This window comes from Tsukamurella pseudospumae, assembly GCF_001575205.1.
Lineage (GTDB): Bacteria > Actinomycetota > Actinomycetes > Mycobacteriales > Mycobacteriaceae > Tsukamurella > Tsukamurella pseudospumae.
In genome coordinates this window covers 85,572-101,073 of the sequence record NZ_LSRE01000014.1, presented here as the reverse complement: position 1 = coordinate 101,073, position 15,502 = coordinate 85,572, and the positions used below count along the sequence as shown (strand labels likewise).

Sequence of the window (15,502 nt, the reverse complement as noted above, 5' to 3'; positions counted from 1 at the left end):
CGGTCACTGACGAGTTTTCGCTTCCGCCCGGGCGGGTTCGGCGCTGCGGTCGGTCGCGGCGCCCAAGCCATGCGCCCGGCGCATGGTTCGCGTCACGGAAACATAGCGTGACCAGTAATTTCACCCGCCATGCGTCCCACGCATGGCTTTCCGAACGAGACACGCACCTCGGCCTGCAGGCCGGCCGCAGAACCCCGTCGGACCTACTCCCGCCAGGAACCGTCCGTCAGGAACCGTTCGACGGTGAGCGTCGGCGGGATCAGGTCGAAGCCCTTGGACGCGACCCAGGCGTCGTCGAAGTAGGTGTCGAGGTAGCGGTCACCGTCGTCGGCGAGGAGCGTGACGACACTCCCGGACCGGCCCGCGTCCACCATCTCGGCGATCACGCCGAACGCGCCCCACAGGTTCGTGCCCGTGGATCCGCCGACGCGGCGTCCGAGCATCGCGGACGCGATGCGCGCCGCGGCGATCGAGCCCGCGTCGGGCACGCCGACCATCCGGTCCACGATCTCGGGGATGAAGGAGGGCTCCACGCGCGGCCGGCCGATGCCCTCGATCCGCGAGGACTGCCCCGTCTCCACCGAGCAGTCCCCCGCCTCGAAGCCGGGCAGGAAGCTGGAGTTCTCCGGGTCGACGACGCACAGGCGCGTGGCGTGCCGGCGGTAGCGGATGTACCGGCCGATCGTCGCGGACGTGCCGCCGGTGCCCGCGCCGACCACGATCCACGCCGGCTCCGGATGCTCCTCGAGCGAGAGCTGCGAGAAGATAGACTCGGCGATGTTGTTGTTCCCGCGCCAGTCGGTCGCCCGCTCGGCGTGCGTGAACTGATCCATGTAGTGCCCGCCCAGGTCCCGGGCGAGGCGCGCGGCCTCGGTGTACACCTCGTCGGCGCGATCGACGAAGTGGCACGTGCCGCCCTCCCGCTCGATGAGCGCGACCTTCGCGGGCGACGTGGTCCGCGTCATCACTGCCACGAAGGGCAGGCCGAGCAGCTTGGCGAAGTACGCCTCGGACACCGCGGTGGAGCCCGACGACGCCTCGATCACCGTGGTCCCCTCCCGCACCCACCCGTTGCAGAGGGAGTAGAGGAACAGGGACCGGGCCAGGCGATGCTTGAGGCTGCCCGTGATGTGGGTGGTCTCGTCCTTGAGGTACAGCTGGACGCCACCGCCGTCCCCCTGCGCCCAGGACCCCAGCGGGAAGCGCAGCAGGTGCGTGTCGGCACTGCGGCGCGCATCGGCCTCGATGAGCCGCACTGCGTTGTCCACCCAGGCGCGGTCCCCGGACCGATCGCAGACGACCGTCATTCGTCCACGCCCTGTAGCCGCCGACGGAAGTCGTCGCGCTTCTCCTTGCGGGCGGCGTCGATCACCGAGGCGCTGCGGTTGACGCGATCCCGCAATCCCTTGCCGACGACCATCGACAACGGAAGGGCGACGACGAGAGCGAACAGGAAGACGATCACGAGTGGGACGTCGTCCGTGAACAGCCGACCGATTCCGTAGAACACCGCCGCGATCACGGCGACAAGCGCCAGGCGGAACAGCGTATACAAAACAATGTCGCGCGCCAGCGTCCGCTTGGCGGCTCCCGTATCGGTCATGCCGATCAGCCTACTCCCCGTCCGAAATCCGACTTTACCAATACTTGACAGTCCGATAGAGGTTCGAGTACTCGGGCAAATCGCTGCATACTGGGCATCATGACCACGGCACACCCGAACCTCGCCCAGCGCACCGTCGACCCGCGCGCCGCGGCGCCCCGTCAGCCCGAGCGCCTCATGACCCCAGGCCAGGTGGCTGCTCTGTTCAACGTGAACCCGAAAACGGTCACCCGGTGGGCGGGTGCGGGCCTGCTCGGCTCGGTCCGGACCCCGGGCGGGCACCGTCGCTTCCGCGCATCGGAGGTCTTCGCTCTACTGAACCAGAACACCACGGCGTAGCCGGTCCGCAGGCCGGAAAAGGGGCGCCGCTCCGTCGTTGATGACGGAGCGGCGCCCCTTTTCCGTACGCGGATTTCCGGCGCGGATATCAGCCCGCGTAGGAATGCAGACCGGTCACCACGTAATTGATGAAGAACAGATTGAACACCATCGCGGCGAATCCCAGGATGTTCAGATAGGGCGCTGCCTTGCGCCACACGGAGGTCGCCCGCGCATGCAGGTACGCCGCGTAGATCACCCACGCGATGAACGACACCGTCTCCTTCGGGTCCCAGCCCCACGGCCGGCCCCACGCCGCCTCGGCCCAGATCGCACCGCAGATCACGCCGGCGCTGAACAGCGGGAACGCCACGATCACGGTGCCGTAGGCCACGCGATCGAGCACCTGCGCGGAGGGCAGGGCCTCGACCAGCCGGCCCGGGAAGCCCGACGATGCCTCCACAGTCCCGTCCGGCCGCTCGTAGCGGCGCCGGAACAGGTACAGCAGGCTGGCCACACCGGAGACGAGGAAGATGCCCGAGCCGATCGACACGATCGACACGTGGATCGCGAGCCAGTAGGACTTCAGCGCGGGCACCACGGGGCCCGCGGTGGTGTACAGCACGCCCTCGGCGACGAACATCAGCGCCAGCACCGGGAGCAGCACGAACACGAGGATCGGCCGGGTCTCGGACTTGCGGAGCATGATCAGTGCGGCGAGCACCGCACCCGCGCAGGTGATGGTCACGAACTCGTACATGTTGCCCCAGGGCATGCGACCGGTGGCGATACCGCGGGAGACGATCGACGCGACGTGCAGTAGCAGGCCCGCCACGACCACCGCGTAGCCCATCCGGCCGATCCGCTCCGACCGGGAGCGACGCGGACCGTCGTCCACGACGACGCCGGGCGTGCCGGCCGTGGCGATGGGCGCCCCGCCCGCGGCGACGAGCTCCCGGCTGCGGTCACGGGCCGCGGTCGCGGTGACCCGGGTGGTCGCGAGTTCGATCACCAGCAGCACCAGGGCGACCGCGTAGATCGCGGTGGCGCTGAGGAACATCGTCTCGGCGTACCCCGCGAGGGTCGTGTTGGTCGTCGGTCCCATGGTCAAGCCACCTTCTCACCGTTGCGGCCGACGAGGCGGTCGGCCAGTGCATCGAAGTCTTCGTTCCATCCGGCCTGGTCGGTGCGGGCCAGTCCGGCGATCTCCATCACGGTACCGCCGCCCTCGCGCGGGGTCAGCCGCACGAACACCCGTCGCCGTTTCACCGTCAGCGAGACGATCAGCCCGCCGAGCATCCCGATCGCGAAGAGCAGCGTCCAGTTCTGCGCGGGATTGTGGCTGACCTGCAGCGCGGCGAAGTTGGTCACGCCGTCGAAGCGCACCTGCGTGCCGTCCTCGAGCGTCGTCGACTGGCCGACGTCCAGGTTCACGCGGGCCTTCTTCTCGAGCCGTCCGGAGTCGATCTGGTCCCGGCTGAGCGAGAAGATGTTCTGCGGCTTGCCCGAGTCGAGGCCGGTATCGCCCTCGTAGACGTCGATCGCGACGGCCGGGTCGTTCGGCGCCGGGAACCGCGAGGTCAAGAGGGACCCGTTGAGCTGCTTCGTGGGGGCGAGCAGGCCCTCGATCCCGATCTGCTTGGTGCGGCGCTCGTCCTCGGTCTTGTACAGCTCGGCCGGCGGGTCGAAGCGCAGCGCGCCGGAGCTGAGGAAGTAGACCTTGTCCTGCGGCGCGAACTGCATGGTCTGGGTACGGGTCTGCCCGCCCGGGTAGGTCACGGTGAACGTGCCGGCGTAGCCGTGGCCGAGCATGTAGACGCGCACGCCCTCCATGCGCAGGGGCTTGTTCACCTCGATCGTGAACTTCTTCCACGTGCCGTCGCGCAGGCCGTCGCGGTCCTGGTAGGAGGCGTTCGTGGAGAACATGTCGGGCTGCGCGTTCGGCAGGAAGGTGGCGTTGACGGCGTCCGCCTTGATGCAGAAGGGTGCGAGCCCGGTGCCGTCGACGAGGTTGCCCGCGCGGAAGTTGTCGTAGTTCGACGAGGTGTTGCAGAAGCCCTCGTCGCCGGCGATCACGATGCGCGAGCCCTCGTAGCCGAACTGCTGCCCGACGCCGATCGCCACGAGGATGCCCAGCAACGACGCGTGGAAGAGCAGGTTGCCCGCCTCGCGGAGGTAGCCCTTCTCGGCGGAGACGGTGACGGTGGCGCCGCCATCGGTGCCGGCCTCGGCCGCCGTTTCCACCCGGGAGATCTTGCGCCAGCCGCGAAGTCCGGCGAGCGCCGTCCGCGCCGCGGTCTCCGGGTCCTCGTCGCTCTCGCGGATGGTGTGCCGAGGCAGGCGGGACAGGTTGCGGGGAGTGTTGACGGGGGCCGTGCGCAGCGCGCGGACGTGCTCGAACAGCCGCGGCAGGATGCAGCCGACGAGTGAGACGAACAGCAGCGCGTACACGGCGGTGAACCACACCGACTTGAACACGTCGAAGAGCTGCAGCTTGTCCATGATCTCGCCGACCGTGCCGTGGTCGGCGATGTACTTGGCGGTCGCGGCGCCGTCGATGTCGCGCTGCGGCAGCAGCGCGCCGGGCATGGCCGCCACGGCGAGCAGGAACAGCAGGACCAGCGCCGTCTTCATCGAGGTCAGTGAGCGCCAGGTGTTGCGGACCGTGGCGATCGCGCGGCGCAGCGGCGACTGCCGCTGCGGGCTCGACGGCGGGACCGGCGGGTTCGGGTGTTTCGTCAAGGTACTCATATGGGCATCACCGTGTCGGAGACGAAGAGGCGGCGCACCAGGTCGATGAACTCGGCCCAATAGCCGGTGACCAGCGCGACGCCCACCGCGATCATCAGCACTCCGCCGAGGATCTGGATGCGGCGCGAGTTGCGGCGCAACCACCCGACCGCGCGGACCGCCACCGTCGACCCGAGGGCCAGGATGATGAAGGGCAGACCGAGCCCCGCGCAGTAGGCGACGATGAGGACCGCACCGCGGGCGGGTTCGGCGTCCGTGCCGACGACGATCGACAGGATCCCCGCCAGCGTCGGGCCGATGCACGGGGTCCAACCGAGCGCGAACACTCCGCCCAGCAGGGGCGCGCCCGCGAGGGTCGTCCACTGCCGCGGCGCGAACCGGACGTCGCGCTCGAGCATCGGGACGAGGCCGATGAACGCCAGGCCCATGACGATGGTGATCACGCCCCCGATGCGCATGAGCGTGTCGGCGTTGAGGGCGATCGACGTGGCCAGCCCGAAGACCGACATGGTCATGAGCAGGAAGACCGCGGTGAACCCGGCGACGAACAGCACCGCCGCGCCCATGACGCGCCACCGTCCGGCGCGCACGCCCGCGCGGGCCTCGTCGACGGTGGCGGCCGGCGCCTCCGCCCCGACGAGCCCGGCCAGGTACGACAGGTAGCCCGGCACGAGCGGGACGATGCACGGCGAGGCGAAGGAGACGAGCCCCGCGAGCAGGCACGCGCCGAGCGCGAGCAGCAGCGGGCCCGAGACGGCCGCGGTGGCGAAGGCCTCTCCCATCAGCCCTCCCCCAGTACCTTCTCGACGGTGCCGAGCAGTTCCTTCTCGCCGACCGTCGTGAGGTACGACGCCGCCACCCGGTGCTTGCGGTCGAGGACGAAGGTCATCGGCACGACGGTCGTCGGGTACTGCTCGCCGATGGCCAGCAGCGCGCGGCCGGGCGGGTCGTAGATCGACGGGTAGGTCAGGCCCTGGGAGCCGATGAAGTCGCGGGCGGCGTCGTCACCGGCGGTCTCGCGGACGTTGATGCCGAGGAACTGCACTCCGCGGTCCTTGGTGGCGAGGTAGGTCCGTTCCAGCTCGGACGACTCGAGGCGGCACGGCGCACACCAGCTGCCCCACACGTTGATGACGACGACCTTGCCGTCGTAGTCGGAGAGCTTGAGTGTGGTCTTCTCGTCCATCACGCTGCGCCCGGACAGGTTCTCGACGGTGCTGCGCTTGTCGGGCTCGTAGAACTGCCGGACCTTGCCGCCGGGTGCGATGACGCCGCCCTTGGCCGCCTGGTCGGAGTACTGGACGCAGCCGGACGCGCCGAGGGCGACCGCGCCGAGGACCACGAGGGCGGCGGCGCGGCGGGCGAGCCTCACGCGCCCGTGATCCGCGGGTCGGACGCTCCCGCGGGTTCGGAGTACACGAGGTCGACGAGGGCGTCGCCGTCGTAGACGAGGCTGGTCAACGACGCCAGGGAGCACTGCCGCTTGCGCGGATCGTGCCAGAGCCGCTTGCCCTCGAGGTAGCGCCGCAGGGTCACGACCGGCAGCTGGTGGCTGACCAGCACCGCCTCGTGGCCGCGGGCCCGCTCGCGGGCGATGTCGACGACGCCGAGCATGCGGTGCGCGATCTGGAGGTAGGGCTCGCCCCACGACGGGGTGAACGGATCGCGCAGCTTGGCCCAGTGCTTGGGCTCGCGCAGCGCACCGTCGCCGACGGACACCTTGAGCCCCTCGAACTGGTTCCCCGCCTCGATGAGCTCCTCATCGGTGATGATCGCCAGGCCGTGGGCGGCGGCGATCGGCGTCGCGGTCTCCTGTGCGCGCTGCAACGGCGACGCGAACACGGCGGTGATGTCGTGGTCGGCCAGCGCGTCCGCGACCTTGCGCGCCTGGGCGCGGCCGGTGTCGGACAGGCGGAAACCGGGGAGGCGGCCGTAGAGGATGCCGTCGGGGTTGTGCACCTCGCCGTGCCGCATCACGTGCACGATCGTCTGCGTCATCTTGTGTTCTCTCCTACCGGGGCTCACTGCTTCGCCGCGGCGGCGGCGCGGGCGGCGGCGGGCAGGGCCGCCTCGATGGACTCGAAATCGGTGTCGGTGAGCGCCGCGGAGACGAACCACGCCTCGAAGGCGCTCGGCGGCGGGTAGACGCCCTGCTCGAGCAGCGCGTGGAAGAAGGGCGCGAACCGGAAGGTCTCGGCGGCCTTCGCCTGGTCGTAGTTCACGACCGGGCCGTCCGTGAAGAACACGGAGACCAGGTTGCCCGCGTACTGGACGTGGTGCCGCACGCCCTCGGCGGTGAGCGCGTCGCCGATCAGTCCGCCGAGCCGGATCGAGTTGGCGTTGAGCTTGGCGTACACCTCGTCGGTGGCGTTCCGGAGCGTCGCGAGACCCGCGGCCACGGCGACGGGGTTCCCGGAGAGCGTTCCGGCCTGGTAGACGGGGCCGAGCGGGGCGAGCCGGTTCATCACCTCGGCGCGGCCGCCGAAGGCCGCCGCGGGAAGGCCGCCGGACATGACCTTGCCGAAGGTGAACAGGTCGGCGTCGACGGGCTCGAGCCCGTACCAACCGGCCTTGCTGACGCGGAAGCCGGTCATGACCTCGTCGAGGATGAGCAGCGCACCGTCGGCCTCGGTGATGTCGCGCAGGCCCTGGTTGAACCCGGCCTGCGGCGGCACGGCGCCCATGTTGCCGGCGGCGGCCTCGGTGATCACGGCGGCGATCTGGCCCGGGTACCGCGCGAAGGCCTCGCGCACCGCGTCCAGGTCGTTGTAGGGCAGGACGACGGTGTCCTGCGCCTGCGCTCCCGTCACGCCGGGGCTGGTGGGCAGGCCGAGGGTGGCGACGCCGGAGCCCGCGTCGGCCAGCAACGCGTCGACGTGGCCGTGATAGCAGCCCGAGAACTTGATGATCTTGGCGCGGCCCGTGACGCCGCGGGCCAGGCGCACGGCGCTCATGGTGGCCTCGGTGCCGGAGTTGACCAGGCGGATCCGCTCGACGGGGGCGACCCGCGCGATGAGCTCCTCGGCGAGCTCGACCTCGGCCTCGGTGGGGGCGCCGAAGCTCAGCCCGGTCGTGGCGGCGCGCTGCACGGCCTCGACGACGGCGGGGTGCGCGTGGCCGAGGATCATGGGGCCCCAGCTGGAGACGAGGTCGACGTAGGTGTTGCCGTCGGCGTCCGTGAGCTGCGAGCCCGTCGCGCTGGTGATGAACCGCGGGGTGCCGCCGACGGCGGAGAACGCGCGAACCGGCGAGTTCACACCGCCGGGAATCGAGCGGGCCGCGCGGTCGAACAGTGCGGCGCTGGCCTGGGTCTGGGGAGAACTCACGACCTCCAGTGTCCCAGGCCGAAGCAAATCGTCAACTACAGGGTGTAGGAGAAGTCGCCGAGTGCGGGCATTTCGGGTGCGGGAAACCATCCGCACCCGGAAAGCGCGAGCGCACCCGGCATGCCGGGTGCGACCGGGTGATCTGGGTGCGGGAGGCCATCCGCACCCGAAATGCGCGGCCGCCATCGACAAGATCTCTCTCGCGACGGCGCATCGCGATCGGTAGTATCGACCGTATGAGCAGCGAGATCACCAACCGCAGGTCGGCGTCGGGACAGCCGCGCCGAGCCGCAGCGGCCGGGGATCCGAGCCGGTCCGAGGAGTACTCCGAGGCGGCGTACCGCTCCGCCGTGCTCGAGGCTGCCGAGTTCGTGGCCGACCGATCGCGCGAGCTCAACCGCCGACTGGCATGACCTCGGTCTTCCTGACCCCGGAAGCCGTGCTTCTGGTGGGCGGCGTCGCCACGGGATTCCCACTCAACATCCGTGACCAGGGCAATTTCGATTCCGCTGTACTGCGGCCCCGCACGACGATCTTCGGCGCTGACGCCTACCCGACGCTGTACGCCAAGGCTGCCGCGCTGATGCAGTCGATCGCCCGGAACCACCCGTTCGTAGACGGAAACAAACGCACCGCGTGGGCGTCCGCGTGGGCCTTCCTCCGACTCAACGGCGTGAACCTCGCCGCGGACTACGACGTGGACGACGCAGAGCGATTCGTCCTCGACGTGGCCGTCGGCGCGATCGAGGACATCGAGGCGATCGCAGGACGGTTCGCGGAGTTCGCAGAATCAGCTTCCACCTGATCCCAGCCACCGACCACCTATAGTGGAACAGGTTCCACATACCGGGGCCGCACATCATCGCCGATGCACTGGGGGCACGACCAATGGAACGACTCAGCGGACTGGACGCGTCCTTCCTGTACCTGGAATCGCGCTCCCAACTGATGCACGTGTCCGGGCTGCTCGAACTCGACCCTGGCACCGTCGAGGGCGGCTACCGCTTCGAGGACCTGCAGTCCGAGCTGGCGCGGCGCATCACGGGCATGCCCGCGTTCCGCCGCAAGCTGCACGACTCGGTGGTCAACCTCGACCACCCCGTGTGGGTCGAGGACGAGTCCTTCGACATCGAGGCGCACGTGCACCGCATCGCGGTCCCGGCGCCGGGCGGGCAGCAGGAGCTCGCCGATCTGTGCGCGCACATCGCCGGCCAGGCCCTCGACCGCAGCAAGCCGCTGTGGGAGATGTGGGTCATCGAGGGGCTCGCGGATGGGAAGATCGCCGTGATGCTGCGCATGCATCACGCGGGCGTCGACGGGGTGACGGGCGCCGGCCTGATGGCCCAGCTCTGCTCGCTGACCCCGGAGCCGCCCGCCCTCGACCCCGATCAGGTGGCGCGCACCACCGGCGGCGCGCCCCTGCTCGCCCTCGCCGCCGACGGCGCGAAGAACGTGCTGCTGCGCCCGCTGTCGCTGGTCTCGCTGCTCCCCCGCACGCTGCCGGTCCCGGTCAAGTGGTGGACCCGCGCGCGCCGCGGCGCCGCGATGCCCGCCCCGTTCAGCGCGCCCCGCACGTCGCTGAACAGCGCGATCACGGGCCACCGCTCGATCGCCTTCGCCTCCGTGCCGCTCAGCGACGTGAAGCGGGTCAAGGACCACTTCGGCGTGAAGATCAACGACGTGGTCCTCGCCGCCTGCTCGGGCGCGATGCGCGAGTTCCTGCACGACCGCGGCGAGCTGCCCGAGCAGCCGCTGGTCGCGATGATCCCGGTGTCGGTGCACGAGGCGGAGATCGGCGCGACGCTGGTCGAGGGCTCGAACAAGGTGACCGGCATGTTCACCCGCATGACCACCGACGTGGACACCCCCGTCGAACGCCTCGAGGCGATCCGCGAGCGCGTGGCGACGAGCAAGGAGCACCACGGCGAGCTCGACGACAACCTGCTGCGCTCCTGGGCGCAGTTCGCGCCGGCGTCGATCATGTCGCTGGGCGCGAAGCTGTACGGCGAGAACAACCTGCCCGAGCTGCACCCGGTGATCTACAACCTGGTGATCTCCAACGTGCCGGGCCCGGACTTCCCGCTGTACTTCCTCGGCGCGCGGATCCACTCGATGTACCCGCTCGGCCCGGTGTTCCACGGCGCGGGCCTCAACGTGACGGTGTTCTCGCAGGAGGGCACACTGAACATCGGCGTGATCGCCTGCAAGAAGCAGGTACCCGACCCGTGGCCCATCGTCCGTGCCTTCGAGCGCGACATCGCGGCCCTGGTCGCCGCAGTCGACGAGGGGACGGAACCATGACCGACGGTCCGCGCGTACGGATCGATGCCGGCGAGCTCTCGGGGCTCGACCAGGGCACGGTGCACGCCTTCCGCGGCATCCCCTACGCGCGGCCGCCCGTCGGTGCGCTGCGCTACCGGGCACCGCAGCCGGTCGAGCCGTGGGACGGGGCCCGCGATGCCACCGCGTTCAGCGCGGCCGCGCCGCAGAACAAGAAGTACACGCTGGTCGGCTTCCGCGAGTACCAGCCCACCAGCGAGGACTGCCTCACGCTGAACGTGGTCACCCCCGCGCGGCCGGCCACCACGCCGCGCCCGGTGATGGTGTTCCTGCACGGCGGTGCCTATCTCATGGGCAGCTCCGCGACACCGCTCTACTACGGCAACTCGCTCGTCGAGCGCGGCGACGTGGTGTTCGTCTCGATCAACTACCGCCTCGGCGCTCTCGGCTACCTGGACCTCACGGAGTTCTCCACGGACGAGCGCCCGATCGACGGGAATCTGGGCCTGCGCGACCAGGTCGCGGCACTGGAGTGGGTGCAGCGCAACATCGCGGTCTTCGGCGGCGACCCCGGCAATGTCACGATCTTCGGCGAGAGCGCCGGCGGCAACTCCGTGACCACGCTGCTCGCGGTGCCCGCCGCCCGCGGCCTGTTCCACCGCGCGATCGCGCAGAGCTCCGCGCCCGAGCTCACCGTCGACGCCGTCACCGCCCGCGGCTGGGGCAAGCGCTTCGTCGAGATCATCGGCGGGCCGGAGAAGATCGACACCAGCACCTCCGAGGAGCTGGGCCGGGCCGGGAACCACCTGATGGGCGAGCTCAACCGGGAGCAACTCGGGGTCATCCCGTACGGCCCCACGGTCGACGGTGACGTCCTCCCGGAGGATCCGGAGCTCGCGATCGCAGCCGGACGGGGCGCCGACGTCCCGCTGATCATCGGCACCAACCGCGCCGAGGCCACGCTGTTCACCAAGATGCCCGGCATGGGGAAGCCGACGGCGGAGCGCGCCGCGCACACCCTCGGCGCCGAGCCGGACCGGTTCGGCCCGCTGGCCGCGGCGTACTCGGGCTTCCCGGGCATCCCCGCGATCAATCGGATCATCGGCGACTACATGTTCTGGGCACCGTCGTTGCGCATCGCGCAGGCGCACGCGCGGCACGCGCCCACGTACTTCTACCGCTACGACTTCTCCCCGAAGACGCTGGATCTGTTGGGCTACGGCGCCACGCACGCGACGGAGCTGATGGCGGTGTTCGGCGTGTACCACGGAACGACGGGGTGGGTCCTCGGCGCGCTCGGCGACCGTCGCATCGCCATGCGCGTGTCCGACGGTATGCAGCGCGACTGGATCACCTTCGCCCGCACCGGCCGCCCTGCGAGCGAGTGGCCCACCTACAACGGCACCTCCCGTGCCACGCTGGTGATCGACGACCGCAACCGCATCGTCTACGACCCGTCCCCCGAGATCCGTCGGGCCTGGGAGAACTTCACGGGGTGACGAGCCCTATCCCGACGGTGCACTCCGTCGGGACGTCTGACGTCCGCGCGACACTCGGATTTCGTCCAGCTCGGACAGCGAGTCCACCGTGGACAAAATCCGAGGGTCGCCCTCCCGACGCTGGCGGACCCGGCGAACACCGCCCGCTTCCGGTCCGTGGCCCGCCCGGCGAGCAGCGACGCAGGCATACTCGGGATGTGAACACCGTCGTGGAGACCGAGTCGGGAGCCGTGCGCGGCGTGGCACGGGGCGCGGTGCTGGCGTGGCGCGGCATCCCCTTCGCGGCGCCGCCCGTGGGCGAGCTGCGCTGGCGCGCGCCGCAGCCGGCACCGTCGTGGTCCGGGGTCCGGGACGCGGACGACTTCCGCAACGCCGCGGTGCAGCACCCGAAGAGCACCCCCGTGGGGCTCGGGAAGTACCAGCCGGTCGATGAGGACGCTCTGACGCTCAACGTGGTCGCCCCGGCGGAGCCGTCGGCCACACCCCGCCCGGTGATGGTGTTCATCCACGGCGGCGCCTACCTCATGGGTAGCTCGGGAACGCCGCTCTACTACGGGAACTCGCTCGTCGAGCGCGGCGACGTGGTGTTCGTCTCGATCAACTACCGCCTCGGCGCCCTCGGCTACCTGGACCTCACGGAGTTCTCCACCGAGCGCCGCCCGATCGACGGGAACCTGGGCCTGCGCGACCAGGTCGCGGCACTGGAATGGGTGCAGCGCAACATCGCCGCGTTCGGTGGCGACCCCGACAATGTCACGGTGTTCGGCGAGAGCGCCGGCGGCAACGCCGTCACCACACTCCTGGCGACTCCGGCCGCCCACGGCCTGTTCCACCGCGCGATCGCCGAGAGCTCCGCCCCGGGGCTGACGACGGACCTGCAGACCGCCCGATCCCGCGGCCGACTCTTCCTCGAACTACTCGGCGGCGCAGCACAACTGGGGACCGACGCGATGCTCGTCTCCCGCGCCGGCCACCACACGATGCGCAGGCTGGAGAAGGAGCAGCCGGGCGTGGTCCCGTACGGCCCCGTCGTCGACGGTGACTTCCTCCCGGAGGACCCGACTCTCGCCATCGCCGCCGGACGGGGCGCCCGGGTGCCGTTGATCATCGGCACCAATCGCGATGAGGGCACGATGTTCACGCGCTCCGGGCAGCTCGCCGAGCCCTCGGTGGACGTGATGGCCCGGACGCTGAACGCCGCACCCGACCAGATCGCGGCGATCGGGATGGCGTACCCGGGGTTCCCCGGAAAAGCGGCATGGCAGCGACTGTTCGGCGATCACGAGTTCTGGGCACCGTCGGTCCCCATCGCCGAGGGGCACAGCGCCCACGCCCCCACGTTCATGTACCGCTACGACTACGTCCCGACCGCCTTGCGCGCCGCGGGCCTCGGCGCGAGCCACGCGAGCGAGCTGCTCGCGGTGTTCGGTGTCTTCGCGGGCAAGGGCCGGGTCCTCGCGCTCGGCGATCGGCGCACCGCAGCGCGCGTGACCACCGAGGTGCAGCGGGACTGGATCGCGTTCGCCCGCACCGGGCGGCCCTTCTCCGACTGGCCGCAGTACGACGGTGCCGCGCGCCGCACGCGCATCATCGCCGCACAGTCCCGGGTGGAGGACGATCCGGATGCGACGCAGCGTCGCGCGTGGGCCGCCTCCGGCCTGCCCGGGACCGCGCTGCCGGTCGGCGACCGCACCGGCCCTCTCGCCTGAGTCCTCGCCAGTACCGTTACCGGCCGGTAGGGTCGGAATCATGACGAATCCGGCACCGTCGCCCGAACTGACCGCAGCGCTGCGCGCCATCCTGGACGGCCGGTGGGCCGCGACGAGGGACACCGTGCGCGCCCAGATCGAGGACGGGAACGTGGTTCCCAAGACCGGCCTGAGCCTGGACGAGTACCGCGAGCTGATGCTGGGCCAGATGAAGGACATGGTGCCGCTGGGCTTCCCGGCCGACGGCTTCCGCGTCGAGCACGGAGGCACGGGCGACGTGGGCGCCGCCGTCACGGCGATCGAGACGCTCGGCTACGGCGATCTGTCCCTCATGGTCAAAGCGGGTGTGCAGTGGGGCCTGTTCGGCGGCGCCGTCGAGAACCTCGGCACCCGGTACCACCACGACCGGTACGTCAAGGGCCTGATCGAGCTCGACGTGCTCGGGTGTTTCGCGATGACGGAGACGGGCCACGGCTCCAACGTCCAGGAACTGGAGACCACCGCCACGTACCTCCCGGAGACCGGCGAGTTCGAGATCCACTCCCCCACGTCCAGCGCTCGCAAGGACTACATCGGCGGCGCCGGCGCGCACGCTCGCTACGCGTCGGTGTTCGCCCAACTGATCACGGGCGGCCCGGGCGAGGAGCCGAAGGGCCGTGGTGTGCACTGCTTCGTGGTGCCGATCCGCGATGAGAACGGCGCCGACCTGCCCGGTGTCACCACCTCCGACTGCGGATACAAGGGCGGCCTGCCCGGCGTGGACAACGGCCGCATCGTCTTCGATCATGTGCGTATCCCGCGGGCGGAGCTGCTGAACCGCTACGCCGAGGTCGCCGAGGACGGCACCTACTCCAGCCCCATCGAATCCGACAGCAAGCGGTTCTTCACCATGCTCGGCACGTTGATCCGCGGGCGCGTCACGGTGGGAGCGGCAGCGGGCGCGGCGGGCCGGCTCGGGATCACGCTGGCCACCAAGTACGCGCTGGTGCGCCGCCAGTTCGATGCGCCGGGCGGCGCGGGCGAGCTGCTGCTCCTCGACTACCGCACGCACCAGCGTCGCCTGCTTCCGCTCGTGGCCCGCGCGTACGCCTTCGCCATCGCCCAGAACGAGCTCACCGCGGAACTGCACGAGCTGCAGTCCGGCGATCCGGATGCGGTGGACCCGGCGTACGCCCGCGAGATCGAGGGCAAGGCGGCGGGGATCAAGGCCGGTCACACCCGCCTGGCGTCCGACGCGATCAGCGCCGCGCGCGAGGCCTGCGGCGGCGCCGGCTACCTGTCGGAGAACCGGCTTCCACTGCTGCGCGGCGACATCGACGTCTTCACCACCTTCGAGGGCGACAACCTGGTGCTCACGCAGCTGGTGGCGAAGGAGCAGCTCACCGCCTACGCCTCCGACGTCCAGGGCCTCGACGCCGTGGGCTGGGTGCGGTTCGTGGCGAACATGGCCAAGGACGTGGTGCTGGAGAAGACCGCCGCCCGCCAGGTCGTGCAGACCCTGCTCGACGATTCGGACGAGGACACCGAGGAGAGCGAGCTCACCCACCCCGGCACCCAACTGCGCCTGCTCCGGAACCGGGAGAACCACCTGCTGCGCACCGCGGCCGACCGCATGCGTCGCGCCAAGGATCCCGACGAGGATCCGCTCGCGGTGTTCACCGAGACGCAGGACCACCTGATCAAGGTGGGCGACGCGCACATCGAGCGGATCGTGCTGGAGTCCTTCGTCGACGTGATCACCGACGTCAAGGACCGGCAGACCCGTGACGCGCTCAAGCTGATGCGCAACCTGTACGTGTACTCGTTGCTCGAGCGCGACCTCGGCTGGTACCTCATGCACCGCCACGTGTCGGTGGAGCGCGCCAAGGCGATCCGCCGCGGCGTCAACGAGCTGTGCGGCAAGGCCCGTCCGATCGCCGAGTCCCTCGTGGACGCGTTCGGCGTTCCGGCTGCGGCCCTGGACGTCCCGATGCTCGATCCCGCCAACAGCGTCTCCGTGCGTTAGCGGGGTCCGAC

Annotated in this window: 15 protein-coding genes; 7 read left to right on the top strand and 8 right to left on the bottom strand. The window is 70.3% G+C overall.

Going from position 1 to position 15,502, the window contains the following annotated elements:
- Window positions 1–203: 203 nt before the first annotated feature.
- Both cds1 and AXK61_RS12655 read right to left on the bottom strand, forming a co-directional pair.
- Window positions 204–1,307 (bottom strand): L-cysteine desulfhydrase Cds1, encoded by a 1,104-nt coding sequence (gene cds1, locus AXK61_RS12660; protein WP_068574300.1) that lies wholly within the window; start codon window positions 1,305–1,307, stop codon window positions 204–206.
- A complete protein-coding gene (locus tag AXK61_RS12655) occupies window positions 1,304–1,603 on the bottom strand; it encodes a DUF4229 domain-containing protein (RefSeq protein ID WP_068574298.1) in 300 nt (99 codons plus the stop codon). Before AXK61_RS12655 ends, cds1 begins: the two co-directional genes overlap by 4 nt.
- 177 nt (window positions 1,604–1,780) lie before the next feature.
- On the opposite strand from AXK61_RS12655, the gene AXK61_RS12650 reads away from it, so the two are divergent.
- Window positions 1,781–1,942 carry a BldC family transcriptional regulator gene (locus AXK61_RS12650; RefSeq protein ID WP_074850913.1) on the top strand — a complete coding sequence of 54 codons (162 nt, stop codon included), beginning with the start codon at window positions 1,781–1,783 and terminating at the stop codon, window positions 1,940–1,942.
- Between the two features lie 88 nt (window positions 1,943–2,030).
- On the opposite strand, the gene ccsB is transcribed toward AXK61_RS12650, so the two are convergent.
- From ccsB to hemL, 6 genes are read right to left on the bottom strand one after another with little or no spacing between them, the layout of a single operon-like run.
- Entirely contained in the window at window positions 2,031–3,026 is a 996-nt protein-coding gene (gene ccsB, locus AXK61_RS12645; RefSeq protein ID WP_068574294.1) for a c-type cytochrome biogenesis protein CcsB, read from the bottom strand.
- Between the two features lie 2 nt (window positions 3,027–3,028).
- Window positions 3,029–4,672, bottom strand: a complete 1,644-nt coding sequence (gene resB / locus AXK61_RS12640) for a cytochrome c biogenesis protein ResB (protein ID WP_068745602.1) — start codon at window positions 4,670–4,672, stop codon at window positions 3,029–3,031.
- Entirely contained in the window at window positions 4,669–5,454 is a 786-nt protein-coding gene (locus tag AXK61_RS12635; RefSeq protein ID WP_068574290.1) for a cytochrome c biogenesis CcdA family protein, read from the bottom strand. The genes resB and AXK61_RS12635 overlap by 4 nt, the downstream gene beginning before the upstream one ends.
- Window positions 5,454–6,044, bottom strand: a complete 591-nt coding sequence (locus AXK61_RS12630) for a TlpA disulfide reductase family protein (protein ID WP_068574289.1) — start codon at window positions 6,042–6,044, stop codon at window positions 5,454–5,456. Before AXK61_RS12630 ends, AXK61_RS12635 begins: the two co-directional genes overlap by 1 nt.
- Entirely contained in the window at window positions 6,041–6,670 is a 630-nt protein-coding gene (locus AXK61_RS12625) for a histidine phosphatase family protein (protein WP_068574287.1), read from the bottom strand. The genes AXK61_RS12630 and AXK61_RS12625 overlap by 4 nt, the downstream gene beginning before the upstream one ends.
- Before the next feature lie 23 nt (window positions 6,671–6,693).
- The gene (gene hemL, locus AXK61_RS12620; RefSeq protein WP_231855529.1) at window positions 6,694–7,998 is read right to left on the bottom strand and encodes a glutamate-1-semialdehyde 2,1-aminomutase; all 1,305 of its coding nucleotides are present in this window, start codon (window positions 7,996–7,998) and stop codon (window positions 6,694–6,696) included.
- Window positions 7,999–8,234: 236 nt separating this feature from the next.
- On the opposite strand from hemL, the gene AXK61_RS24955 reads away from it, so the two are divergent.
- The 6 genes from AXK61_RS24955 (at window position 8,235) to AXK61_RS12595 (ending at window position 15,491) form a co-directional block, all read left to right on the top strand.
- Window positions 8,235–8,411, top strand: a complete 177-nt coding sequence (locus AXK61_RS24955; protein ID WP_156485648.1) for a hypothetical protein — start codon at window positions 8,235–8,237, stop codon at window positions 8,409–8,411.
- Window positions 8,408–8,803, top strand: a complete 396-nt coding sequence (locus AXK61_RS12615; RefSeq protein WP_068574285.1) for a type II toxin-antitoxin system death-on-curing family toxin — start codon at window positions 8,408–8,410, stop codon at window positions 8,801–8,803. The genes AXK61_RS24955 and AXK61_RS12615 overlap by 4 nt, the downstream gene beginning before the upstream one ends.
- Before the next feature lie 83 nt (window positions 8,804–8,886).
- Window positions 8,887–10,299, top strand: a complete 1,413-nt coding sequence (locus tag AXK61_RS12610) for a WS/DGAT/MGAT family O-acyltransferase (RefSeq protein ID WP_068745601.1) — start codon at window positions 8,887–8,889, stop codon at window positions 10,297–10,299.
- Window positions 10,296–11,777 carry a carboxylesterase/lipase family protein gene (locus AXK61_RS12605; RefSeq protein WP_068745600.1) on the top strand — a complete coding sequence of 494 codons (1,482 nt, stop codon included), beginning with the start codon at window positions 10,296–10,298 and terminating at the stop codon, window positions 11,775–11,777. The genes AXK61_RS12610 and AXK61_RS12605 overlap by 4 nt, the downstream gene beginning before the upstream one ends.
- Window positions 11,778–11,974: 197 nt before the next feature.
- Window positions 11,975–13,486, top strand: coding sequence for a carboxylesterase/lipase family protein (locus AXK61_RS12600; protein WP_068745597.1), 1,512 nt, complete (start codon window positions 11,975–11,977; stop codon window positions 13,484–13,486).
- Window positions 13,487–13,526: 40 nt separating this feature from the next.
- Window positions 13,527–15,491: an acyl-CoA dehydrogenase family protein gene (locus tag AXK61_RS12595; RefSeq protein ID WP_068745595.1), complete on the top strand. Its 1,965-nt coding sequence runs from the start codon at window positions 13,527–13,529 to the stop codon at window positions 15,489–15,491.
- Window positions 15,492–15,502 lie beyond the last annotated feature (11 nt).

Coding starts and splice junctions, on each gene's coding strand:
- AXK61_RS12610 (WP_068745601.1), top strand. CDS start 8,887: ATGGAACGACTCAGCGGACTGGACGCGTCCTTCCTGTACCTGGAATCG.
- AXK61_RS12605 (WP_068745600.1), top strand. CDS start 10,296: ATGACCGACGGTCCGCGCGTACGGATCGATGCCGGCGAGCTCTCGGGG.
- AXK61_RS12635 (WP_068574290.1), bottom strand. CDS start 5,454: ATGGGAGAGGCCTTCGCCACCGCGGCCGTCTCGGGCCCGCTGCTGCTC.
- AXK61_RS24955 (WP_156485648.1), top strand. CDS start 8,235: ATGAGCAGCGAGATCACCAACCGCAGGTCGGCGTCGGGACAGCCGCGC.
- cds1 (WP_068574300.1), bottom strand. CDS start 1,307: ATGACGGTCGTCTGCGATCGGTCCGGGGACCGCGCCTGGGTGGACAAC.
- resB (WP_068745602.1), bottom strand. CDS start 4,672: ATGAGTACCTTGACGAAACACCCGAACCCGCCGGTCCCGCCGTCGAGC.
- AXK61_RS12625 (WP_068574287.1), bottom strand. CDS start 6,670: ATGACGCAGACGATCGTGCACGTGATGCGGCACGGCGAGGTGCACAAC.
- AXK61_RS12615 (WP_068574285.1), top strand. CDS start 8,408: ATGACCTCGGTCTTCCTGACCCCGGAAGCCGTGCTTCTGGTGGGCGGC.
- AXK61_RS12595 (WP_068745595.1), top strand. CDS start 13,527: ATGACGAATCCGGCACCGTCGCCCGAACTGACCGCAGCGCTGCGCGCC.
- AXK61_RS12655 (WP_068574298.1), bottom strand. CDS start 1,603: ATGACCGATACGGGAGCCGCCAAGCGGACGCTGGCGCGCGACATTGTT.
- ccsB (WP_068574294.1), bottom strand. CDS start 3,026: ATGGGACCGACGACCAACACGACCCTCGCGGGGTACGCCGAGACGATG.
- AXK61_RS12650 (WP_074850913.1), top strand. CDS start 1,781: ATGACCCCAGGCCAGGTGGCTGCTCTGTTCAACGTGAACCCGAAAACG.